Raw genomic sequence first — 20,152 nt, forward strand, 5'->3', positions numbered from 1 at the left:
GTAGCGAGCGCCCGCCCTCTCCCCCGGCCCCTCTCCCACAAGTGGGAGAGGGGAGCCAACCAGCGGCAAGATCAACCGTTCAACTGATCGACCCATTGTGGTAGCCGTGTGATGCGCTGATGGGGGAAAGGCCGGATGAGGTACTCGACGCACTGGCGGCGTTCGCGCGCAAGGTGGTAGCGGCAGGTTGAACGCTGCGGCGTAGCGAGCGCCCGCCCTCTCCCCCGGCCCCTCTCCCACAAGTGGGAGAGGGGAGCCAACCAGCGGCAAGATCAACCAACTGGTGTAGCCGTGTGAAGCGCCCGAAGGGCGGGCCACATCCCAGCGCGATGCGAAGCGAGCCGTCAAGGTGTGCAGAGGCCGTATGGGGCGCCTCGGGATTCGGCGAAAAGAGCGGAAAAGAGGGACCCATGTCTGAGTATCGCCTTAAGGCGATGCGAGTTTGGGTCCCGGCCGCTCTTTTCGTCGAATCCCGAGGGGGTGTCGCCCCATCCGGCGCGCCTTTTTTGCCTACTTTTTTGGCAAGACAAAAAAGTAGGTCGCCGCCCCGCAGGGGTGGTGAAACTGCAGTTGCTTTTGACGTTAAGCAGTTGCAGTTGCAGTTGCAGTTGCAGCCGCCACCACACCCCACATAAACTAAAACCTCCCCCGAACCCCCCACAGGAACCCGCCATGCCCCAGGCCCACCCCCGTGAGTTCGAGAATTTCGCCGCCTTCTACCCGTTCTACCTGAACGAACACCGCAACCCCACCTGCCGCCGCCTGCATTTCGCCGGCTCCACAGTGGCATTGCTGTGCCTGCTCGCGCTGATCCTCAGCGGCAACTGGTGGTGGCTGGCAGCGGCCGCGGTATCAGGCTATGCCTTCGCCTGGGTCGGCCATTTCGCCTTCGAGAAGAACCACCCCGCCACCTTCCGCCATCCGCTCTACAGCCTGATGGGCGACTGGGTCATGTACAGCGAGATGTGGCGCGGCAGGATTCCCTTCTAGCCCACGAGGCTATCAAACCTGGCCGTGCCAGCCGGGCGGCACCACCTCAAGGGTGCGCCGTGCGGGATCGGCCGGGCGTTCCTGGGCTGCCGACCCTGCCTGCGCTTGCCCCTGCTGATCCTGTTGCCGGCGCCGGAAAACCGCCTCCAGCGGCTGGTCCAGGCGTGGGTTGTCCAGCACCTGCTTGAGTGCATCGGCGCCCTGCAGCTGCTGCGCCAGGGCCGTGCGCGGCAGGCGCGGCAGGTTCAGCACCAACCGGTCGTGCAGCGTGCGCAGCGTCACCTGCCCCGGGTCGCACAGCAGCGCCCAGTGCGCCTGGCCGCGATCCTGCGCCAGCCTGCCGACCAGATGCATGGCCTTGAGCTTGCCCAGCAGGTCCGCCAGGTAATCCGCCTCGACCCGCAGCTTGCGCCCCAGGTCCAGCTCGCCGACGCTGCGCGGCACTTCGTCCCGCGCCCGGTAGAGCAGGTAGAGCACGCCAAGCGCGTCGAAGAACTCGCTGCCGGCAAAGGTGCGGCGGCGCCAGTAGCCCTGCCGGATCACCGGCAGGTTGGCGGCGATGGTGGCGCCCAGCAAGGTCACCAGCCAGCTCAGGTAGATCCACAGCAGGAAGATCGGCAGCGCGGCAAAGGTGCCGTAGACCGCGGTGTAGGTCGGGATATGGGTGACAAAGTAACCGAAGCCGCGTTTGGCCAGCTCGAAGGCCAGCGCCGCCACCAGGCCGGCGGCAATCGCATCGCGCCATTCCACGTTGGCGTTGGGCACGGCGGTGTAGAGAAAGGCGAAAGCCACCGCCGAGAGCAGCACCGGCGTCAGGCTCACCACCAGCCCCAGCCCGAACGGCATGGTGCCGACATAGCCGGCCGAGACCGAGATCAGGTAGGAGCTGATCGACAGGCTGGCGCCGATCAGCACGGGGCCCAGCGTCAGCACGGCCCAGAAGACCAGCACGCGCTGCGCCAGCGGGCGGCGCTGCTTGACCCGCCAGATCGCGTTGAGCGCGTCCTCCACCGTCAGCATGGTCAGCACCGAAGTCACCATCAGGCCGCCCAGGCCCACGGCGGTCAGGCCCTTGGCGTTCTTGGCGAACTGGCCGAGGTAGCTGGTAATGGAATTGCTGACGTTGCCCGGAATCAGGTTCTGGAACAGGAATGACTCGGTCTCGCTGCGAAACTCGCGGAACACCGGGAAGGCCGCCAGCAAGGCAAAGGCCACCGTCAGCACAGGCACCACCGCCAGCACCGTGGTGAATGTCAGGCTGGCCGCGACCTGCGGCAAGCGGCCTTCGCCGGCGCGGCGCAGCGCGTAGCGGGTGAGCGCGCGCAGTTTTTGCAGGTTCCATTCCCTGCGCAGGCGAACGATGCGGGCGGCAAACATGCTGGGGCAAACTCCTAACCGGATTCAGTGGCGGGGCCGCAACTATAATACGCGCATTGCCTTCGCGCGCCGCGCAAGGCACAAACCCGGCCTGCCTCCCGGGACCGCCCCATCCTGGCGCCCCCCGGTTACCCGTGGGGCGCCGCAGCCCTGTCCATGACCGAACTCTTAGTCCTCTACTACAGCCGCCACGGCAGCACCCGCAAGCTGGCCGAATGCATCGCCACCGGCGTCGACAGCGTGCCCGGCGCGCAGGCGCGCCTGCGCACGGTGCCGCCCGTCTCGACAGTGAGCGAAGCCACCGCCCCGGATATCCCCGCGGATGGCCCGCCGTACGCGGAACTGCGCGACCTGGAGGAATGCGCCGGCCTGGCCCTGGGCAGCCCCACGCGTTTTGGCAACATGGCCGCGCCGATGAAGTACTTCCTCGATGGCACCGTGGCCCAGTGGCTGTCGGGCGCCCTCACCGGCAAGCCCGCCTGCGTGTTCACCGCCACCGGCAGCCTCCACGGGGGCCAGGAAACCACCTTGCTGTCGATGATGCTGCCCCTGCTCCATCACGGCATGCTGGTCATGGGCCTGCCCTATTCGGAAAGCGCGCTGATGACCACCACCGGCGGCGGCACGCCCTACGGTCCGAGCCACCACGCGCGCGTGGACAACAGCGCGCCGGTGTCCGAGGATGAAGCCGCGCTCGCGCGCGCCATGGGCAAGCGCCTGGCCGAGACCGCGCTGCGGCTGGCCGGCGGGAGCCGCGCATGAGCGCCGCCCCGAACCCCGCGGCACCGTCCGCCGCCAACGCCAGCGACGGCGCGCTGCACAACGCCGCCCTGTGGCGCCTGAGCGCGGGCAGCCTGATTGCGCTGATCGTGCTGTGCATCGCCTGGGAATGGTTCCTGGCGCCGCTGCGTCCTGGCGGCTCCTGGCTGATCCTCAAGTTCCTGCCACTGCTGCTGCCGCTGCGCGGCGTGCTGACCCGCAACCGCTACACCATGCAGTGGTCTTCGATGCTGATCCTGTTGTTCTTCACCGAAGGCATCGTGCGCGCCACCAGCGACCGCGCGCCATCTTCCACGCTGGCGTGGATCGAGGTCGCGCTGACGCTTGTGTTCTTCTTCGGCACCGTCCTCTACCTGCGCCCTTACAAGCGCCGCGCCAAGGCCCTGCAGCCGGCCAAGCCCGGCAAATGACCACGCCGGCGAGCTCGCCGTCAGCCCGCACCGATCCATCCCAGCGCGGCCGCCGCCACGGCGGCCGCCCTCCCGGACCCACCGCCATGAACGCCTCGCACCTCGACTCCTTCCTTGCCCTTTGCCGCGCCGCGCTCGGCGAGCAGCACGTGCTGACCGACGCCGCCGATAAGGCCCCCTACCTGACCGACTGGCGCAAGCGCTACACGGGCGAGGCAGTGGCGGTATTGCGGCCGGGCTCGGCGGAGGAAGTCGCCGCCGCCGTGCACGCCTGCCACGCGCACAAGCTGGCCGTGGTGCCGCAAGGCGGCAATACGGGGCTATGCGGCGGCGCCACGCCGCAGGCGGAACCCGCGTCGGTGGTGATCTCGCTGCAGCGCCTGAACCGGGTGCGGCAGGTGGACCCGCTCAACAACACCATCACCGTGGAAGCCGGCGTGATCCTGCAGCAGTTGCAAGACACCGCGCGCGAGCACGGCCGGCTGTTCCCGCTGAGCCTGGCCGCGGAAGGCAGCTGCACCATCGGCGGCAACCTCTCCACCAACGCGGGCGGCACGGCCGTGCTGCGCTATGGCAATACGCGCGAGCTCTGCCTGGGGCTGGAAGTGGTAACGCCTGCCGGCGAGATCTGGGACGGCCTGCGTGGCCTGCGCAAGGACAACACCGGCTACGACCTGCGCGACCTTTTTATCGGCGCGGAAGGCACGCTCGGCATCATCACCGCCGCCGTGATGAAACTCTACCCGCTGCCACGCGCCCGCGTCACCGCGCTGGCCGCCGTGGCCAACCCGCGCGCGGCGCTGGCCTTGCTCGCTATCGCACAGCAGCGCGCCGGCGCCATGCTCACCGGCTTCGAGCTGATGTCGGAGCGGTGCCTGTCGCTGGTCACGACCCACTACCCGCAACTGCGTTATCCGTTCGACCGGCCGCATCCGCAAGTCGTGCTGCTGGAGCTCTCCGACAACGAAAGCGAAGACCATGCGCGCGCCATCTTCGAAGCGCTGATGGAAACCGCCTTCGAAGCCGGCGTGGTGCAAGACGCGGTAGTCGCCGAATCCGTGCAGCAGTCGCGCGACTTCTGGAACCTGCGCGAGCATATCCCGCTCGCCCAGGTCGACGAAGGCAAGAACATCAAGCACGACATCGCCCTGCCCATCTCGCGCATCGCGGACTTCATCGACACCACCGACGCCCTGATCCAGCAAGCCTTTCCCGGCGCGCGCATGGTCACCTTCGGCCATCTTGGCGACGGCAACCTGCATTACAACGTTTCGCCCCCGGTGGGCGAGAGCCATGATGCATTCCTCGGCAATTCGGAAGCCATCAACCTGATCGTGCATGACAGTGTGCACGCGCATCGGGGATCGATATCGGCGGAACACGGGCTCGGCCAACTCAAGCGTGAAGAGAACCGGCGCTACAAGAGCGAAGTGGAACTGGCGATGATGCGGGCGATCAAGCAGGCGCTGGATCCGCAGGGGCGGATGAATCCGGGCAAGGTGGTCTAGGCGAATGCGGCGGCGGGCAGGCGCTCACGTGCCCTTCAACTCCGCCACGTGCTGGTCCTTCAGCTTGACGTAGTTGGCCGCCGTATAGCGGAAGAAACCGCGCTCCTTCTCCGTCAGCGGCCTCGCCTGCTTCACCGGGCTGCCGACATAGAGATGCCCGCTCTCTAGCACCTTGCCCGGCGGCACCAGGCTGCCGGCGCCGAGGATCACTTCGTCCTCGATCACCGCGCCGTCCATCACGATGGTGCCCATGCCGATCAGGATGCGGCTGCCCACCGTGCAGCCATGCAACAGCGCCTTGTGCCCGATCGTCACGTCGTCGCCGATGGTGAGCGGAAAGCCCTCGGGGTTGAACGGCCCGGCATGCGTGATGTGCAGCACGCTGCCGTCCTGCACGCTGGTGCGCGCGCCGATGCGGATGCGATGCATGTCGCCTCGGATGGTCACCAGCGGCCAGATGGAACTGTCCGCGCCGATCTCTACGTCGCCGATCACGACGGCGCTGGGGTCGACGAACGCGCGGTCGCCGAGTTGGGGGGCCTTGCCCTGGAAGCTGCGAATGGTCACGATGTAAGCCTGAAAACCTGAAAGCCGCCAATCAAACGCATGCGCCGCCGCGCCGGGGTGGCGCCGGGTCAGGCGTGAACATGCGCTGGCACGCGCATTCTAATCCGATCTTCGCTCTCAGCCGTGCCCCACGCGGTCCTTGATGAAGCCCGCCATCCGCTCCAGCACCTGGCTCAGGTCCGGCTGGCGCCGTCGTCGATGTTCATCGCGCTGCCGCGCGATTTCATCTAGTGGCAATCGCTGTGCCACTCCGCGCCGAAACGCGCATGCCGCACGCTCGCGCGATTCGACGCCACAAAAAACAAAACCCCGGAAGACCGCAATCTTCCGGGGTTCCGCCGCCAATACGATGTGTAGTGGCGGAGACGGAGGGATTCGAACCCTCGATCCAGGTTTTGGCCCGGATGCTCCCTTAGCAGGGGAGTGCCTTCGACCTCTCGGCCACGTCTCCCAAATCTGCCGTTGTGTGAGGGAGGCCACACAACGAAGCGCGTATTCTATCGGGCCAATTTCAATTGGTCAACGGTGATTCGATGACTAATTTAAAAAACTTGGTCGGCCCGTCAGAAGCGCAGGCCGCACGCGGCCTGCTTCGCATGGATCACGCCTGATCCAGCTCGAACACCTTATGCAGCGCGCGCACGGCAAGCTCCATGTACTTCTCGTCGATCAGCACCGAGATCTTGATTTCCGAGGTGGAGATCATCTGGATGTTGATGCCTTCTTCGGACAGCGTGCGGAACATCTTGCTGGCGATGCCGACGTGCGAGCGCATGCCCACGCCGACTACCGAGACCTTCGACACCTTCGGGTCGCCCGATACGCTGGCAGCGCCGATATGGGCCTTCACGCCATCGTTGAGGATGGCGAGCGCGCGCTGGTATTCGCCGCGCGGCACGGTGAAGGTGAAGTCGGTCTTGCCGTCGACGGACTGGTTCTGGATGATCATGTCGACGTCGATGTTGGCGTCGGCAACCGGGCCCAGGATCTGGTACGCGATGCCGGGCTTGTCGGGCACGCCCAGGACGGTGATCTTCGCCTCGTCACGGGCAAAGGCGATGCCGGAGATGACGGCTGCTTCCATTTCAGAATTTTCCTCAAAAGTGATCAGCGTGCCCGAGTGCATTTCTTGCTCGAGGGGCATCAGGGGGTCGGTGAGCGACGACAGCACGCGGGTCTTCACGCGGTATTTGCCGGCGAATTCCACCGAACGGATCTGCAGCACCTTGGAGCCCAGGCTGGCCATTTCCAGCATTTCCTCGAAGGTGATCTGGTCCAGGCGGCGAGCGTCTTCGACCACGCGCGGATCGGTGGTGTAGACCCCGTCCACGTCGGTGTAGATCAGGCATTCCTCAGCCTCGATGGCGGCGGCGATCGCCACTGCCGAGGTGTCGGAGCCACCACGGCCCAGCGTGGTGATATTGCCGTTGTCGTCGATGCCCTGGAAGCCCGTGACCACCACCACGCGCCCGGCGTCGAGATCGGCCAGGATGCGCTCGTCATCGATGGACTCGATGCGGGCCTTGGTGTGGGACGAGTCGGTCTTCACCGGCACTTGCCAGCCGGTGTAGCTGATCGCGTCGACGCCCTCACCTTGCAGCGCAATCGCGAGCAAGGCGGAGCTGGCTTGCTCGCCGGTGGCGGCCAGCATATCCAGCTCACGCGGGCTCGGCTGCGCCGAAATTTCCTTAGCAAGGCCAAGCAGGCGATTGGTCTCGCCCGACATGGCCGAAGGCACCACGACTACGCGGTGACCTGCACGATGCCATTTGGCAACGCGCTTGGCGACATTCTTGATGCGTTCCGGAGAACCCATCGAAGTGCCACCGTATTTGTGAACGATGAGAGCCATCTGTTTGTCGACACCAGCGATTGTGCAAAACCCCTGAAAATACACGAAGGGGCGACCCAAGGCAAGGCGTGAGGGCATCGGACGACGGCCGCGGCAAGTGGCGCGCAAGGGTTGCTGCGGCCAGAAAGCGGCCTGAAAGCGGCCCGAAGGCGGCTTACCGAGGCTTAATCGATCGGCGCGATGTGGCCCGGCGCATCCACCCACTCGACCCATTCGACACGCCAGCGCGGCGCGGCCGGCGCATCCGGCCAGCGCCGGTGCATGCCCAGGCCAGCCGCGAACACAAGCTGGTCGCCAGACCACAGCAGCGGCAGCCGCGCGCGGCGCGCCATCGGCACACCAGCTTCCTGGTAGGCCTGCTTGAGCGCGCGCGCGGGCCCGCCCGGGCGCAGCACGATGCGCTCGCCGCCTTGCCGCGCAGCAAGGCGCATGGGGCGGCGCAGTGCCGCTTCCGGCAGGCCGAAGGTATCGTCGCGCGTAAAGCGCAGCTCGCCATGCCACGCGGGCACAGGCAGGCTTGCTTCGCCCTGCCAATGCAGCGCCAGGTCTTCCGACGCGATGGCCGGCCCGGCGCGGCGTGCCAGCACGCGCCCCTGGAAGCGATGCAAGACCAGGGCCTCGTGATGGATGGCGGGCTCGCCGCCTTCGTGTTCGATCAGTTGCGCGCGCATGGCGGACAGCCGCGCGGTGGACGGGGCCTGCGTGCCGAGCTCGCGCAGCCACAGGCGCAGCACGGCATCGGCCTGGGCCGGCGCGAGCGCGCGCAGCCCCGCGAGATCCAGCTCGGCCAGCGTGCTGGCATCGCGCGGCGTGCGCACCAGCCCCGACATCCACTGCGTGGCGAGCGCGTCGAGCAATTCGCCGGCCTGCGCCAGGTGCGCTGCAGCCTGCGCCACGTTGGCACGCAATGCAGGAAACGCGGCAGCCAGCGCCGGCATCTGCTGCCTCAGCGCGTTGCGGGCGAAACGGGCATCGTCATTGGAAGGATCGTCGATCCAGGGGAGCGCGTGGATGGCGCAGTACGAATCGATGTCGTCGCGGCCGACCTCAAGCCAGGGACGCAGCAATACGATCTGCTGCCTCTCCCCAAGCCGGCGCAGGCGCGGCATGCCGCCAAGCCCGGCCAGCCCGCTGCCGCGGAACAGGCGCAACAGCACGGTCTCGACCTGGTCGTCCAGGTGATGCGCGAACAGCAGCAGTTGCGCCCCGGCCTCGTCGCACATGGCCTCGAGCGCAGCGTAGCGCGCGCGCCGCGCTGCTGCCTCCAGCCCTTCGCCCTGCCCCTGGGTCACGGTGACGCGGCGGCTGAAAAACGGCAGTTGCCAGTCGCTGCACAGCGAGGCGCAGAAAGCGTCCCACTGGTCCGCCTCGGCCTGCAGGCCATGATGCACATGCAGTGCGACAACGCGCAGCGGCAGCGACGACGCCACCACGGCCGCACGCAGCGCGTGCAGCAGCGCGACCGAATCGCGTCCGCCGGAAAGGGCCACCGCCACCGTGCCTGCCCGCGCGCCGTCGCCAGAAACAACAAAGGCCGCACCGGCCTGAAGCGCCTGTGCGACCTTGTCGGTCAGGCCGGCGGACGGGTCAGCCCGGTGCGCCGGTTTCCTTGAACTTGCCATAGGCCAGCAGGCGCTCATGACGGCGTGCCTGCAGCTCCTTCACGCTCATGCCCTGGAACTGGCGCAGCGAATCCGCCAGCGAGCGCTTGAGCATGGCAGCCATGCCCTTGACGTCGCGGTGCGCGCCGCCCAGCGGCTCGCTCACGATCTTGTCAATCAGGCTGAGCGCCTTGAGGCGGTGCGCGGTCAGGCCGAGGGCTTCGGCAGCTTCCGGCGCTTTCTCGGCGGTCTTCCACAGGATCGACGCGCAGCCTTCCGGCGAGATCACGGCGTAGGTGGCGAACTGCAGCATCTGCACCACGTCGCCTACGGCAATCGCCAGTGCGCCGCCCGAGCCGCCTTCACCGATGATGGTGGCGATCAGGGGCACCTTGAGGCCTGCCATGACATAGAGATTGTGGCCGATGGCTTCGGATTGGCCGCGCTCTTCGGCGTCGATGCCGGGGAATGCCCCCGGGGTGTCGACGAAGGTGAAGATCGGCAGGCCGAACTTGTCGGCGAGTTCCATCAGGCGCTTGGCCTTGCGATAGCCCTCGGGCTTGGACATGCCGAAGTTGCGCAGCGCGCGCTCCTTGGTGTCGCGGCCCTTCTGGTGGCCCATCACCATGCACGCCTGCCCGTTGAAGCGAGCCAGGCCGCCCACGATCGACAGATCGTCGGCAAAGGCGCGGTCGCCGTGCAGTTCGTGGAAATCGGTGAAGATCTCCCGCACATAGTCCAGCGTGTAAGGACGCTGCGGGTGCCGGGCGATCTGTGCCACCTGCCATGGGGTCAGGTTCGCGTAGATGTCCTTGGTAAGCTGCTGGCTCTTGCCGGCCAGCCGCGAAATCTCTTCGGAGATATCGACAGCCGAATCGTCCTGCACAAATCGCAGTTCTTCGATCTTTGCCTCGAGTTCGGCAATAGGCTGCTCAAAATCTAGGAAGGTGGTTTTCATGAGACTCGCGTACCTGTCTGTGAAGGAGCGCATTCTACCGGAATTCGCCCACTAAACCGCAAGTCTGCGGATGCAGTCTCGCGCACTTCCGTGCAAATTTTGCTGCCTTCCAGCCTAATACGTCACAGGCAAGGGATCAAGACTACGCCACATATACCAGGTAGCGACGGTGCGCCACGGCTCCCAGTTGGCCGCAACCTCGCGCGCCTCGCTGCGCGTGACGGGCTCGCCGCTGAAATAATTCGTCGAGATGGCGTTGATCAGGCCGACGTCATCGAGTGGCAGCACATTGGGCCGCATCAGGTTGAACATCAGGAACATTTCGGCGGTCCAGCGGCCTATGCCGCGGATCTGCGTCAGCTCCGCGATGACGGCTTCGTCATCCATCTCGGTCCAGCTATTCACATGCACGCGCCCTGCCTTGAAATGCTCGGCAAGATCGACGATGTATTCCGCCTTGCGGCGCGACAGGCCGCAGGCGGCCAGGTTGTCGTGGCCCGCCTTGAGCATCTGCGCCGGCGTGAGCTTGGGACAGACCACCACCAGCCGCTCCCACACCGTCTGCGCGGCCTTCACCGAGATCTGCTGGCCCACTACGGACCGGGCCAGCGTGATGAACGGGTCGCCACGCGAGATCAGGTGCGCGGGGCCGTAGGTGGGGATCATCTTGCGCAGGATGCGGTCGCGCTTCATCAGGTCGGCGCAGGCCTCATCCCAGTAAGCCGGACGCACGGCATCCACCACCGTTTCAACCGGCAGCGGCAGCGCCTCGGCTTCAGGCAGCACAGGCCCCCTGGCCGCGCGCGCGCCGGTCTTGAGCGCGGGCTTGCCGTCCGCCTTTAACACCGGGCCAAGTGACTTGCCAGCTTCCTTGGCGGCCGCCTTCACTGGCTTGGCTGGCTTGGCCACCTTCGCCGCCGTGCTCGCCTTAAGCAGTTTCGCGGGCGCCAGCGGCTTGGCCGCGGACTTGGCCTTGGTGGTCGCAGCAGTCTTGGACGGCGCCGCGGGCGTCGCCGTCTTGCGCACGGCAGCGTTCAAGCGCGCCTCCACTCGGTAGCACCGCCGGGCTTGTCTTCGAGAACCACGCCGCCCGCGAGCAACTCGGCTCGGATGCGGTCGGCTTCGGCAAAATTGCGATCGGCCTTGGCCTGCTTGCGCGCCGCGATCAGCCCTTCGATCTGCTCCGGCTCGAGGCCATCGGCCGGCTTGCCGCCTTGCAGGAACGCATGGGCATCGCGCCCCAGCAGGCCCAGCGTGGCGGCCAGCCCCTTGAGCTGGCGCGCCATCACGGAAGAACCAGTGCGATTGACTTCGCCGGCCAGGTCGAACAGCACGGCCATGGCGATCGGCGTATTGAAGTCGTCGCCCATTGCGTCGACAAAGCGCCGCGCATGCGCCTCTTCCCAGTCCAGCGGCAGGACATCGGGTTGCACGTCCTTGAGCGCCGTGTACAGGCGCGTCAGCGAGTGACGGGCGTCTTCCAGGTGGACATTGCTGTAGTGCAGCGGGCTGCGGTAGTGCGCGCGCAGGATGAAGAAGCGCACCACCTCGGCGTCGTACTCCTTGAGCACGTCGCGGATGGTGAAGAAGTTGCCAAGCGACTTCGACATCTTCTCGTCATTGATGCGCACGAAGCCGTTGTGCATCCACAGGTTGACGAACGTCTTGCCGCTGGCACCCTCGGACTGCGCGATCTCGTTCTCATGGTGCGGGAACTGCAGGTCGGCGCCGCCGCCGTGGATGTCGAAATGCTCGCCCAGCAAGGCGCAGCTCATCGCCGAGCACTCGATATGCCAGCCAGGGCGGCCCGAGCCCCACTTGGAGTCCCACTTGCTTTCGGCGGGCTCGCTTTCCTTGGCGGACTTCCACAGCACGAAGTCGAGCGGATCGTGCTTGGCTTCGTTGGTGGCCACGCGCTCGCCGGCGCGCAGGTCCTCCAGCGACTTGCCCGACAGGCGGCCGTAGTTGGGGAACTTGCGCACGGCGTAGTTCACGTCGCCGTCGCTGGCATGGTAGGCCAGGCCGCGGGATTCAAGCTTGCTGATGATGTCGAGCATCTGCGGCACGTAGTCGGTGGCGCGCGGCTCATGGTCCGGGCGCTGGATGCCGAGCGCGTCGGCATCCTCGTGCATGTAGCGGATGAAGCGGTTGGTCAGCGCGCCGATGGTCTCGCCATTCTCCGCGGCGCGGCGAATGATCTTGTCATCGATATCGGTGATGTTCTGGACATATGTCACGTCGTAGCCGGCGGTGCGCAGCCAGCGCTGCACCATGTCGAATACCACCATCACGCGCGCATGGCCGACGTGGCAATAGTCGTACACCGTCATGCCGCAGACATACATGCGTACACGGCCGGGTTCGATTGGCACGAAAGGCTGCTTTTCACGCGCGAGCGTGTTGTAGATATTCAGAGGATGCATGAAACGAGGTGAATGGATGAGGGATTGCGCCATTGTCGCGCCATTCGCGAGACCGGCTACCTGGCGCCTGCCTAAAGCCTGGCGCGACCCATATCTTACCGGAAGCGCCCGGGCGCGGTGGGCCGTTGCCGCGCCTTGCGCCGCAGTACCGCAAGCCCGCGCGGCGAGGCCATCGCACCGATACCCGGGCCGGCATGCCCGCGCTTTGCTAGAATGCCGCGGAGTATAACGGACCGCCCATACATGAGCCTGTTCCTGCCCACCATAGCAACCGCTTCATCCCAGCCCGCGCGCCAACGCCTTGCGGCCGCCTCCTTCGCCTTGGCGGCGATCCTGGCAGGCCTCGTTGCCGTCGCAGCGCCCGCGCGCGCGCAGAACGGTCCGCTATCGCTCGCGGTGCCGGGCACCGCGCCCGGCGGCGTGCGCTCGGCCGACCCCGGCATGGTGGACGCCGAAAAGGCGGCGGCGCAGAAGCAGTATGGCGAGGCCATCGACCGTTTCGACCGCGTGCTGGCCACCAACCCGCGCAATGCCCAGGCGCGCTTCGAGCGTGCATGGGCCCTGGCCCAGGCCGGGCGCGAGGACGAGGCCATCGCGGCGCTGCAATCCATGGCCCAGGACTTCCCGGAGTTGCCCGAACCACACAACAACCTGGCGTTGCTGTATGCCAAGCGCGGGGACTTGAAGCGCGCCGAAGCGGAATTGCTGCTCGCGATCGATGTCAAGCCCGATTTCGCCGTGGGCTATGCCAACCTTGGCGATGTCTACCGCCGCATGGCCGAGAATGCCTACCGCAACGCCCTGCGCCGCAATCCCAAGGATGCGGGCGCCGCTGCCGGCCTCAAGCAATTGCAGCCTGTCGCGGCCACCCAGCCACCGGCCGTCGGCACCCGCAAGCCAGGCGCGGCCGCCAGCGAGCCGGCCGCCGCGCCCAAACCTTAATTACCTTGCCCAACGGGCGGGGCCGCGACCCTGCCCGGCCCTATCGTTTCCCCGATCCACGGAGTCAAGCATGATCTTTTCGCGTCGCCTCGTCCTTGCCGGCATCGCCGCCGCCGCCATGGCGCTCTCGCCGCTGGCCGCGCAGGCACAGCAGACAAAAACCGAGCGGGTGCAGTTCGTCACCAGCGCCGGCAAGTTCACGCTCGAGGTCTATCCGGACGCCGCGCCCAAGACCGTCGCGAACTTCATGGAGTACGTGAAGAGCGGCTTCTATAGCGGTACCATCTTCCACCGCGTCATCAACGGCTTCATGGTGCAAGGCGGCGGCTTCGACCGGGACATGAAGCAAAAGCCCACGCGCGCGCCGATCCCGCTGGAAGCCCAGAACGGGCTGAAGAACAAGGCCGGCACGGTGGCCATGGCACGCACCAGCGATCCGAACTCCGCCACCGCCCAGTTCTTCATCAATGTGGTGGATAATTCCAGTCTCGACTATCCGCAGCCGGACGGTAATGGTTACGCCGTGTTCGGCAAGGTGGTGGAAGGCATGGATACCGTCGACAAGATGAAGAACGCGCCCACCACCTCGTATGGCCCGATGCGCAATGTGCCGGCCACGCCGATCGTGATCGAATCGGCTACCGTTGTCAAATAACCGCCGAACAAACACCGAACAAAGGAAATCCAATGTCCAAGGTAGAGCTCCACACCAACCAGGGTGTCATCACCATCGAACTCGACGCTGAAAAGGCACCGAAGTCGGTTGAAAACTTCCTGTCGTATGTGCGCAAGGGTCACTACGACAACACCATTTTTCACCGTGTGATCAAGAACTTCATGATCCAGGGCGGCGGTTTCGAACCCGGCATGAAGCAAAAGGGCACCGATGCCCCGATCGAGAACGAAGCCGGCAACGGCCTGAAGAACGATCGCTACACGGTTGCCATGGCGCGTACCAACGCACCGCACTCGGCCACCGCGCAGTTCTTCATCAATGCGGTCGACAATGACTTCCTGAACTTCACCTCGCCGACCCCGCAAGGCTTCGGCTATGCCGTGTTCGGCAAGGTTGTCGACGGTACCGACGTGGTCGAGAAGATCAAGGGCGTGCGTACCGGCAGCGCTGGCTTCCACCAGGACGTGCCGCTCGAAGACGTGGTCATCGAAAAGGCCGTGGTGGTCGAATAAGCCACTGGCCATCCCGGGACACGTTTCACCGAGCCCCGCGGGGTCGCACCATGACGTCAGGCCAGCTTCTCTTTCCAACCGCATGACTGTGACCCCATCCACGCCGGCCGCCGGCGCCCTCGCGGTGCCAGCGCCGGCGTGGTTCATTTCCGACCTGCATCTCACCCCCGGCATGCCGCGCACGCTGGCGTCCTTCGAGCACGTGCTCGAACGCGCGGCGCAAGAGGCGCGCGCCCTGTTCATCCTGGGTGATTTTTTCGAATTCTGGGTTGGCGACGAAGAAACCGACAGCCCCTTCGCGGCGCAGGTGGCCGCCAGCCTGCGCCGGCTTGCCGAGCGCGGCGCCAAGGTCTACCTGATGCACGGCAACCGCGACTTCCTGCTGGGGCAGCGCTTTGCGCGCGCCGCAGGCGCCACCTTGCTGCCCGACCCCACCGTGATCGACTGCGCCGGCCAGCGCGTGGTGCTCAGCCATGGCGACATGCTGTGCACCGACGATGCACGCTACATGCGGTTTCGCCACTGGACCCGCAAACGCTGGGTGCAGCGTGTCTTCCTGTCGCTGCCCTTGACGCTGCGGCTGCGCGTGGCGCGCCGGCTGCGCGCGGACAGCGAGGCCGGCCGCACACAGGCCCGCCGCGATGCCCCGCCCGATTACGGCGACACCACCCCGCAGGCCGTGGCCGCACTACTGCGCGCAAGCCAGGCGCCGGCCCTGGTGCATGGCCACACCCACCGCCCCGCCCGGCATGAAAGCCCGGAAGGCGTGCGCTGGGTGCTGACCGACTGGGACCTCGACGGCAAGCGGCCGCGCGCCGCCGTGCTGCAACTCGACGCGGGTGGATTCAGCGTGCTGCCGCAAGTGGGCTGACGCCGAATCCCCCCTTTCCTGCTGCATCCGCCTGCTTCGTCAAATCACTTCGTCAGCTCACTTCATCAACTTGCGCAACTCGCTCGCATCGAAGCGGTCGTTCGGCGTGTTCTCGAGATGCTCGCCCAGGCGATCCAGCGCGGCCATCACGGTCTCCAGCCGTTCGTGCTGCTGCGCCGCGTTGTCGATCAGGCTCTTGAGCGCCAGCGAGACCGGGTCGTCCGCGTTCGGCGTGATGCCATAGGCGGAGAACTCCTGCTTGGCGCCCTGCTGCCCGCTGGGCGCGTCCGGCAAGATGATGCGCGCCGGAATGCCGACCGCGGTGGCGCCCGGCGGCACCGGCTTGAGCACCACGGCATTGGAGCCGATGCGCGCGCCGTCACCGATGGTGTAGCCGCCGAGCACCTTGGCCCCGGCGCTCACCACCACATTCGCACCCAGCGTGGGATGGCGCTTCACGCCCTTGTAGAGCGAGGTCCCGCCCAGGGTCACGCCCTGGTAGATGGTGCAGTCGTCGCCGATCTCCGCGGTCTCGCCCACCACCACGCCCATGCCGTGATCGATGAACACGCGCCGCCCCACCTTGGCGCCGGGGTGGATCTCGATGCCGGTGAAAAAGCGGGCCCAGTGCGAAATCCAGCGGCCCAGCCAGTGAAACCCTGCATTCCAGCAGGCATGCGCGAAGCGATGGAACATCACGGCGTGAAAGCCGGGATAGCAGGTCAGTACCTCCAGACGGCTGCGTGCGGCGGGGTCGCGCCGCATGATGGCGTCGATATCTTCCTTCAGGCGAGTGAACATCTTGGTCGTGTCGTGTTGCCACGCGGTGCGCCGCGCGCCCTGGGTCACCAGGGCTGGCGCGCGATCGCCAGCATGGTCATTGGCCGGTGAAAACGGGATCAGGGAGTGTAAGAGATTTGCTACCCTGCTGCCGCCATGGACATTGACTGCAATGACGCCGGCTGGTCCGCGGGACATGTGGAACATCCGGGACAGGCGGCGCCTGCCATCAACATCGCTCGGGCACGTGAACCAGGCCGGTCATCAGGCGGCGCGCGCTGGTGGGGCGCGAAGGCAATGACGCACCCGCGGGCGCGAGGTAGTCGAGCACGATCCCGGCCGCCGCAAACGGCAGGCCGTCCTCGGCAAGATCGCCATCCTCGAGCGGATGGCCATTGCGGCAAGGCACGCGGGCAACGCAGGCCTGGCCCACGTTCTGCTGCCAGATGCGCACGGAGGTGACGCTGTCGCGCGCGGGCACAAAACCGCGCCAGATCGCGAACGGGCCCGCCGCCGCCAGCAGGTCGCCGCTATTGCCGGCCCAGTCGATGCGCGGCTCGCCGATGGCCACCGCGCCGAACAGGCAGTCCACATCGCAATCGGGACGCTGCGAGGAACGCACCAGCACGACATGGCTGGTGCTGGCGGTGGCGCCGCCCATGCCATCGCTGTGCCGGCCATGCGGATCGGGCGAGCCGATCACGCGCAGCAGCACGCCGTCGCGGTCGCCCGGATCGGTGGGCAAGTCGTCAGCCAGGAAGAAGACGCCTTTGCTGGTGCCGCCACGCATGTAGTAGGCCGGAATCTCCACCTGCTCACTTCTCCTGTTTGGTTGGCGCCCGTGCGCCGGGGCCTTGCGCGGCCGCCAGCATGTGCTTGGCGATGCCCCGCAGGATATTGACTTCCTCGCGCTCCAGGCCGCTGCGTGCGAGCAGCCGGCGCAGGCGCGGCATGAGCTTCTTCGGGCTGGCCGGATCGAGGAAGCCGATGGCTTCCAGCCCCGACTGCAGGTGGCCGAACATGGCCTCGATCTGCTCGGCCGTGGCCGGTTCGCCAGCATAGCCGATCTCGGCGAGCGGCGTCGCCCTCACCTCCAGCAGCGCCAGGCGCATCTCGTAGGCCACCAGTTGCACGGCCTGGGCAAGATTGAGCGAGGTGTAAGCGGGATTGGCGGGAATATGGGTGACCGCCGAGCAGCGGTCGACCACCTCGTTGGGCAGGCCGAAACGCTCATTGCCGAACACGAAGGCTACGTGGGCACCGGCGGCGGCGGTGCTTTGCTGGATGGCTTGCGGGGTGGCTTGCAGGGCGGCAATGCGGGCCCCGGCCTGCGCCACCGCGTCGCGCGGCAGCAGGCGGGGCGGCCCGAACTCGCGCTGGCGTGCAGTGAGCGCCACTGCGTAAGCGGTGCCGGCCAGAGCGGCCTCGATGTTCTCGACGATCACCGCGCCTGCCAACACGTCGTCGGCGCCGCTGGCCATGGCGATGGCATCCGGATGCTCGCGCACCGCCGGCTCACGTGGCGAAACCAGCACCAGGCTGCCCGGCTCGGTACCGAAACCCATGGTCTTCATGGCCCGCGCGACGGCACCGACATTGCCGGGGTGGCTGGTCTCGACCAGCACGAAGCGCACGGCGGCGAACGCGGCGGGGGCCATCAGGGCCGCAGCGGCTGCGGCCTGCGCAGCGACAGCGGAAACTGCCTGGGAAGGCGCGCCAGATGGGGGATCAAGCTCCGGGCCGGCCTGGGTGGCGGGGGCTGCGGCGGGGGCGCCGCTGGCGTCCGCGCTCGTCTGGTTCTGCGGGTTCATATACAATTCAGGCTTCATCTTCGGTGCGCCGCCCGTTTTATGCGATAGCGACGCGCCCGTTCTTCTACAATCCGTTGTGTTGTCAGCCGCCCCGAAGGGCAGCGCGCCGGCCTTTTGCGCCAGGCCGCGCACCCTTGGCCGGCCTGGAGAGATTCATGCATCCGATGCTAAATATTGCCGTCAAGGCGGCCCGCAAGGCAGGTTCCGTCATCAACCGCGCGTCGATGGACGTCGACCGGGTTCAGGTCTCCCGCAAGCAGCACAACGATTTCGTCACCGAAGTCGACCGCGCCGCCGAGGCCGCGATCGTCGAGATCATCCGCACGGCCTACCCGGATCACGCCATTCTAGCGGAAGAGTCCGGCCAGTCCTGGGGCGAGGGCGAAGAACCCACCAGCGAATACGTCTGGGTCATCGACCCGCTCGACGGCACCACCAACTTTATCCATGGCTTCCCGCAGTATGCGGTTTCCATCGCCCAGTTGCACAAGGGCGTGCCGGCACAAGCCGTCGTCTACGATCCGGCGCGTGACGAACTCTTCACAGCCAGCAAGGGCGCCGGCGCGTTCCTGAACAACCGCCGCATCCGTGTGTCCCGCCGCGACAAGCTGGCCGACTGCCTGATCGGCACCGGCTTCCCCTATCGCGACATGGAAGGCCTGGACCAGTACATGGAACTGTTCGCGCTGATGACGCGAAGCTGCGCCGGCCTGCGCCGCCCGGGCGCCGCGGCGCTGGACCTGGCCTACGTGGCCTGCGGCCGCACCGATGGTTTCTTCGAGCAAGGCCTGCACCCGTGGGACATGGCCGCCGGCATGCTGCTGGTGACCGAGGCCGGCGGCCTGGTGGGCAACTACTCGGGCGAAGCGCGCCAGCTCGAGCAGGGCGAAGTGCTGGCCGGCAACCCCAAGGCGTTCGCGCAGATGGTGCGCCTGCTGTCCCCGTTCTCGGTGGACAACGCCAAGCCGGCCCGCTAAGGACCCCGGCAGCGACGCACCGCGGCCGCCTGACCGCGCTCAGCGTGACGGGCGCGGCGGCGCCCCGGCAGGATGCCAGATGCCGACTGCCACGCCGCCCACGATCATCGCCATTGCGCCCAGCAGCGGCCGCCCAAGCGGCTCGCCCAGCACCAGGGCCGAACACAGGCTGCCGAACACCGGCACCCCCAGCAGGCCGAGCGACGTCGCCATGGCCGGCAGTGCGCGGTTCACCGTGGTCAGCGCCAGGTAAGCCAGCGCGATACCGAACACCCCGCCGTACAGCAGCCCCAGCACGGCCAGCAGCGCGATGGCCTCTCGACGTGAAAGCACAGGGATGGCCATGGCGTGCTGCCGGCTCAAGCATCAACCGCGACAGCCCTGTCCGGCACCTCCGCCTCGGCGCAGGCGCCCTCCCCCCAGCGCCGCACATAGTCCGGCACGCTGCGCTGCAAGCCATCCGGCACCGGCCGTTGCCCCTGCAGGCTCAGCGGCAGCACGCCCGCCCATACGGGCAACGCCATATCGGCCTCGTCATCCTTGGGCCCGCCGCTGCGGATCTTGGTGGCCGCCTCCTCCAGCCCGATGCGCAACACCGTGGTCGCCGCCAGCTCATTGGCATCCCCTGGCCTCGCCTCGCCCGAACGCCCCACCGCAATGCGCTCCAGGAAGGCATCCATCGCCGCCGCCTTCGCCGCGCCACCCACCACTTCAAAACTGCCGTAGATCACCGCCGAGCGGTAGTTCATCGAATGATGAAACGCGGATCGCGCCATCACCAGGCCGTCGAGGTGCGTCACGGTTACGCAGACCTGGCTGCCTGTCGCGGCTAGCTTCAGCATGCGGCTGCCATTGGAGCCATGGATGTAGAGGTGCTCGCCCTCGCGCCAGCACGCGGTGGGAATGCAGTGGATGCCGTGATCGTCGGTGAAGGCCAGGTGGCACAGGTAAGCATCGTCGAGGATCGCATGCAGGGTCGCGCGATCGTAATGGCCGCGCTCGGCAACGCGCCGCACGCGGGTACGTTCGCTCGGCGGCATGGGTTTCTGGCTCATGGTGGCTCCTTGTCATGGGGTTGGGGGGGCTTGCCGCACGGCAATGCATCGCGTTGCGGCGA

Annotated in this window: 21 protein-coding genes and 1 tRNA gene; 9 read left to right on the forward strand and 13 right to left on the reverse strand. The window is 66.8% G+C overall.

From position 1 onward, the window contains the following. The first annotated feature begins 672 nt into the window (after positions 1 to 672). Positions 673 to 990: an Mpo1-like protein gene (locus ACGLHR_RS17940; RefSeq protein ID WP_400095604.1), complete on the forward strand. Its 318-nt coding sequence runs from the start codon at positions 673 to 675 to the stop codon at positions 988 to 990. A gap of 12 nt (positions 991 to 1,002) precedes the next feature. Here ACGLHR_RS17940 and ACGLHR_RS17945 read toward each other — a convergent pair whose 3' ends face one another. Next, positions 1,003 to 2,367, reverse strand: a complete 1,365-nt coding sequence (locus ACGLHR_RS17945; RefSeq protein WP_400095606.1) for a YihY family inner membrane protein — start codon at positions 2,365 to 2,367, stop codon at positions 1,003 to 1,005. A 156-nt stretch (positions 2,368 to 2,523) separates the two neighbouring features. Here ACGLHR_RS17945 and wrbA point away from each other — a divergent pair, with 156 nt between their 5' ends. From wrbA to ACGLHR_RS17960, 3 genes are all read left to right on the forward strand, one after another. After that, entirely contained in the window at positions 2,524 to 3,129 is a 606-nt protein-coding gene (gene wrbA, locus ACGLHR_RS17950) for an NAD(P)H:quinone oxidoreductase (RefSeq protein WP_267606164.1), read from the forward strand. Continuing rightward, positions 3,126 to 3,557: a DUF2069 domain-containing protein gene (locus tag ACGLHR_RS17955; protein WP_400095608.1), complete on the forward strand. Its 432-nt coding sequence runs from the start codon at positions 3,126 to 3,128 to the stop codon at positions 3,555 to 3,557. Before wrbA ends, ACGLHR_RS17955 begins: the two co-directional genes overlap by 4 nt. Positions 3,558 to 3,643: 86 nt before the next feature. Next, complete coding sequence (locus ACGLHR_RS17960; protein ID WP_400095610.1) at positions 3,644 to 5,065, forward strand: FAD-binding oxidoreductase; 1,422 nt, start codon at positions 3,644 to 3,646, stop codon at positions 5,063 to 5,065. A 24-nt stretch (positions 5,066 to 5,089) separates the two neighbouring features. Here ACGLHR_RS17960 and ACGLHR_RS17965 read toward each other — a convergent pair whose 3' ends face one another. From ACGLHR_RS17965 to cysS, 7 genes are all read right to left on the reverse strand, one after another. Next, complete coding sequence (locus tag ACGLHR_RS17965; RefSeq protein ID WP_400095612.1) at positions 5,090 to 5,632, reverse strand: gamma carbonic anhydrase family protein; 543 nt, start codon at positions 5,630 to 5,632, stop codon at positions 5,090 to 5,092. Positions 5,633 to 5,989: 357 nt separating this feature from the next. After that, positions 5,990 to 6,083, reverse strand: a tRNA-Ser gene (locus ACGLHR_RS17970). A 150-nt stretch (positions 6,084 to 6,233) separates the two neighbouring features. Continuing rightward, positions 6,234 to 7,484, reverse strand: coding sequence for an aspartate kinase (locus ACGLHR_RS17975; protein WP_183030978.1), 1,251 nt, complete (start codon positions 7,482 to 7,484; stop codon positions 6,234 to 6,236). 164 nt (positions 7,485 to 7,648) lie between these two features. Beyond that, positions 7,649 to 9,106 carry a tRNA lysidine(34) synthetase TilS gene (gene tilS / locus ACGLHR_RS17980; protein WP_400095613.1) on the reverse strand — a complete coding sequence of 486 codons (1,458 nt, stop codon included), beginning with the start codon at positions 9,104 to 9,106 and terminating at the stop codon, positions 7,649 to 7,651. Beyond that, entirely contained in the window at positions 9,072 to 10,043 is a 972-nt protein-coding gene (locus ACGLHR_RS17985; protein ID WP_006163150.1) for an acetyl-CoA carboxylase carboxyltransferase subunit alpha, read from the reverse strand. The genes tilS and ACGLHR_RS17985 overlap by 35 nt, the downstream gene beginning before the upstream one ends. Positions 10,044 to 10,157: 114 nt before the next feature. Then, entirely contained in the window at positions 10,158 to 11,081 is a 924-nt protein-coding gene (locus ACGLHR_RS17990; RefSeq protein ID WP_400095615.1) for a DNA-3-methyladenine glycosylase family protein, read from the reverse strand. After that, on the reverse strand, positions 11,078 to 12,466 hold the full coding sequence (gene cysS, locus ACGLHR_RS17995; protein WP_400095616.1) for a cysteine--tRNA ligase: 1,389 nt from the start codon (positions 12,464 to 12,466) through the stop codon (positions 11,078 to 11,080). Before cysS ends, ACGLHR_RS17990 begins: the two co-directional genes overlap by 4 nt. 243 nt (positions 12,467 to 12,709) lie before the next feature. On the opposite strand from cysS, the gene ACGLHR_RS18000 reads away from it, so the two are divergent. The 4 genes from ACGLHR_RS18000 (at position 12,710) to ACGLHR_RS18015 (ending at position 15,467) form a co-directional block, all read left to right on the forward strand. After that, positions 12,710 to 13,408 carry a tetratricopeptide repeat protein gene (locus ACGLHR_RS18000; RefSeq protein ID WP_400095618.1) on the forward strand — a complete coding sequence of 233 codons (699 nt, stop codon included), beginning with the start codon at positions 12,710 to 12,712 and terminating at the stop codon, positions 13,406 to 13,408. Between the two features lie 70 nt (positions 13,409 to 13,478). Beyond that, a complete protein-coding gene (locus tag ACGLHR_RS18005) occupies positions 13,479 to 14,063 on the forward strand; it encodes a peptidylprolyl isomerase (protein ID WP_318230754.1) in 585 nt (194 codons plus the stop codon). Positions 14,064 to 14,095: 32 nt separating this feature from the next. Further along, positions 14,096 to 14,596: a peptidylprolyl isomerase gene (locus ACGLHR_RS18010; RefSeq protein WP_267606156.1), complete on the forward strand. Its 501-nt coding sequence runs from the start codon at positions 14,096 to 14,098 to the stop codon at positions 14,594 to 14,596. A gap of 82 nt (positions 14,597 to 14,678) precedes the next feature. Then, positions 14,679 to 15,467, forward strand: coding sequence for a UDP-2,3-diacylglucosamine diphosphatase (locus ACGLHR_RS18015; RefSeq protein ID WP_400095620.1), 789 nt, complete (start codon positions 14,679 to 14,681; stop codon positions 15,465 to 15,467). Positions 15,468 to 15,524: 57 nt separating this feature from the next. Here ACGLHR_RS18015 and cysE read toward each other — a convergent pair whose 3' ends face one another. The 3 genes from cysE to ACGLHR_RS18030 are packed head-to-tail and all read right to left on the reverse strand — an operon-like array spanning position 15,525 to position 18,076. Then, the gene (gene cysE / locus ACGLHR_RS18020; protein WP_318230752.1) at positions 15,525 to 16,445 is read right to left on the reverse strand and encodes a serine O-acetyltransferase; all 921 of its coding nucleotides are present in this window, start codon (positions 16,443 to 16,445) and stop codon (positions 15,525 to 15,527) included. A gap of 31 nt (positions 16,446 to 16,476) precedes the next feature. Then, positions 16,477 to 17,058, reverse strand: a complete 582-nt coding sequence (locus ACGLHR_RS18025; protein WP_400095622.1) for a PrpF domain-containing protein — start codon at positions 17,056 to 17,058, stop codon at positions 16,477 to 16,479. 4 nt (positions 17,059 to 17,062) lie between these two features. Next, positions 17,063 to 18,076, reverse strand: coding sequence for an RNA methyltransferase (locus ACGLHR_RS18030; protein ID WP_400095624.1), 1,014 nt, complete (start codon positions 18,074 to 18,076; stop codon positions 17,063 to 17,065). A gap of 137 nt (positions 18,077 to 18,213) precedes the next feature. On the opposite strand from ACGLHR_RS18030, the gene ACGLHR_RS18035 reads away from it, so the two are divergent. Further along, positions 18,214 to 19,035 carry an inositol monophosphatase family protein gene (locus ACGLHR_RS18035; protein ID WP_400095626.1) on the forward strand — a complete coding sequence of 274 codons (822 nt, stop codon included), beginning with the start codon at positions 18,214 to 18,216 and terminating at the stop codon, positions 19,033 to 19,035. A gap of 39 nt (positions 19,036 to 19,074) precedes the next feature. Here the strand turns inward: ACGLHR_RS18035 and ACGLHR_RS18040 are convergent, their stop codons facing one another. Beyond that, positions 19,075 to 19,380: an EamA family transporter gene (locus ACGLHR_RS18040; protein WP_400095627.1), complete on the reverse strand. Its 306-nt coding sequence runs from the start codon at positions 19,378 to 19,380 to the stop codon at positions 19,075 to 19,077. 14 nt (positions 19,381 to 19,394) lie between these two features. After that, complete coding sequence (locus ACGLHR_RS18045) at positions 19,395 to 20,090, reverse strand: pyridoxamine 5'-phosphate oxidase family protein (protein ID WP_400095628.1); 696 nt, start codon at positions 20,088 to 20,090, stop codon at positions 19,395 to 19,397. Positions 20,091 to 20,152 lie beyond the last annotated feature (62 nt).

The organism is Cupriavidus sp. CuC1 (genome assembly GCF_044627735.1).
GTDB classification, from domain to species: Bacteria; Pseudomonadota; Gammaproteobacteria; order Burkholderiales; family Burkholderiaceae; genus Cupriavidus; species Cupriavidus ulmosensis.

Bases quoted from the DNA above. Each gene is read 5' to 3' on its own strand.
- ACGLHR_RS17940 (WP_400095604.1), top strand. From the start codon at position 673: ATGCCCCAGGCCCACCCCCGTGAGTTCGAGAATTTCGCCGCCTTCTAC.
- ACGLHR_RS17960 (WP_400095610.1), top strand. From the start codon at position 3,644: ATGAACGCCTCGCACCTCGACTCCTTCCTTGCCCTTTGCCGCGCCGCG.
- ACGLHR_RS18045 (WP_400095628.1), bottom strand. From the start codon at position 20,090: ATGAGCCAGAAACCCATGCCGCCGAGCGAACGTACCCGCGTGCGGCGC.
- ACGLHR_RS18030 (WP_400095624.1), bottom strand. From the start codon at position 18,076: ATGAAGCCTGAATTGTATATGAACCCGCAGAACCAGACGAGCGCGGAC.
- ACGLHR_RS17985 (WP_006163150.1), bottom strand. From the start codon at position 10,043: ATGAAAACCACCTTCCTAGATTTTGAGCAGCCTATTGCCGAACTCGAG.
- wrbA (WP_267606164.1), top strand. From the start codon at position 2,524: ATGACCGAACTCTTAGTCCTCTACTACAGCCGCCACGGCAGCACCCGC.
- tilS (WP_400095613.1), bottom strand. From the start codon at position 9,106: ATGGCAAGTTCAAGGAAACCGGCGCACCGGGCTGACCCGTCCGCCGGC.
- ACGLHR_RS18015 (WP_400095620.1), top strand. From the start codon at position 14,679: ATGACTGTGACCCCATCCACGCCGGCCGCCGGCGCCCTCGCGGTGCCA.
- ACGLHR_RS17945 (WP_400095606.1), bottom strand. From the start codon at position 2,367: ATGTTTGCCGCCCGCATCGTTCGCCTGCGCAGGGAATGGAACCTGCAA.
- ACGLHR_RS18010 (WP_267606156.1), top strand. From the start codon at position 14,096: ATGTCCAAGGTAGAGCTCCACACCAACCAGGGTGTCATCACCATCGAA.
- cysS (WP_400095616.1), bottom strand. From the start codon at position 12,466: ATGCATCCTCTGAATATCTACAACACGCTCGCGCGTGAAAAGCAGCCT.
- ACGLHR_RS17955 (WP_400095608.1), top strand. From the start codon at position 3,126: ATGAGCGCCGCCCCGAACCCCGCGGCACCGTCCGCCGCCAACGCCAGC.
- ACGLHR_RS18000 (WP_400095618.1), top strand. From the start codon at position 12,710: ATGAGCCTGTTCCTGCCCACCATAGCAACCGCTTCATCCCAGCCCGCG.
- cysE (WP_318230752.1), bottom strand. From the start codon at position 16,445: ATGTCCCGCGGACCAGCCGGCGTCATTGCAGTCAATGTCCATGGCGGC.
- ACGLHR_RS17975 (WP_183030978.1), bottom strand. From the start codon at position 7,484: ATGGCTCTCATCGTTCACAAATACGGTGGCACTTCGATGGGTTCTCCG.
- ACGLHR_RS18005 (WP_318230754.1), top strand. From the start codon at position 13,479: ATGATCTTTTCGCGTCGCCTCGTCCTTGCCGGCATCGCCGCCGCCGCC.
- ACGLHR_RS18040 (WP_400095627.1), bottom strand. From the start codon at position 19,380: ATGGCCATCCCTGTGCTTTCACGTCGAGAGGCCATCGCGCTGCTGGCC.
- ACGLHR_RS18035 (WP_400095626.1), top strand. From the start codon at position 18,214: ATGCATCCGATGCTAAATATTGCCGTCAAGGCGGCCCGCAAGGCAGGT.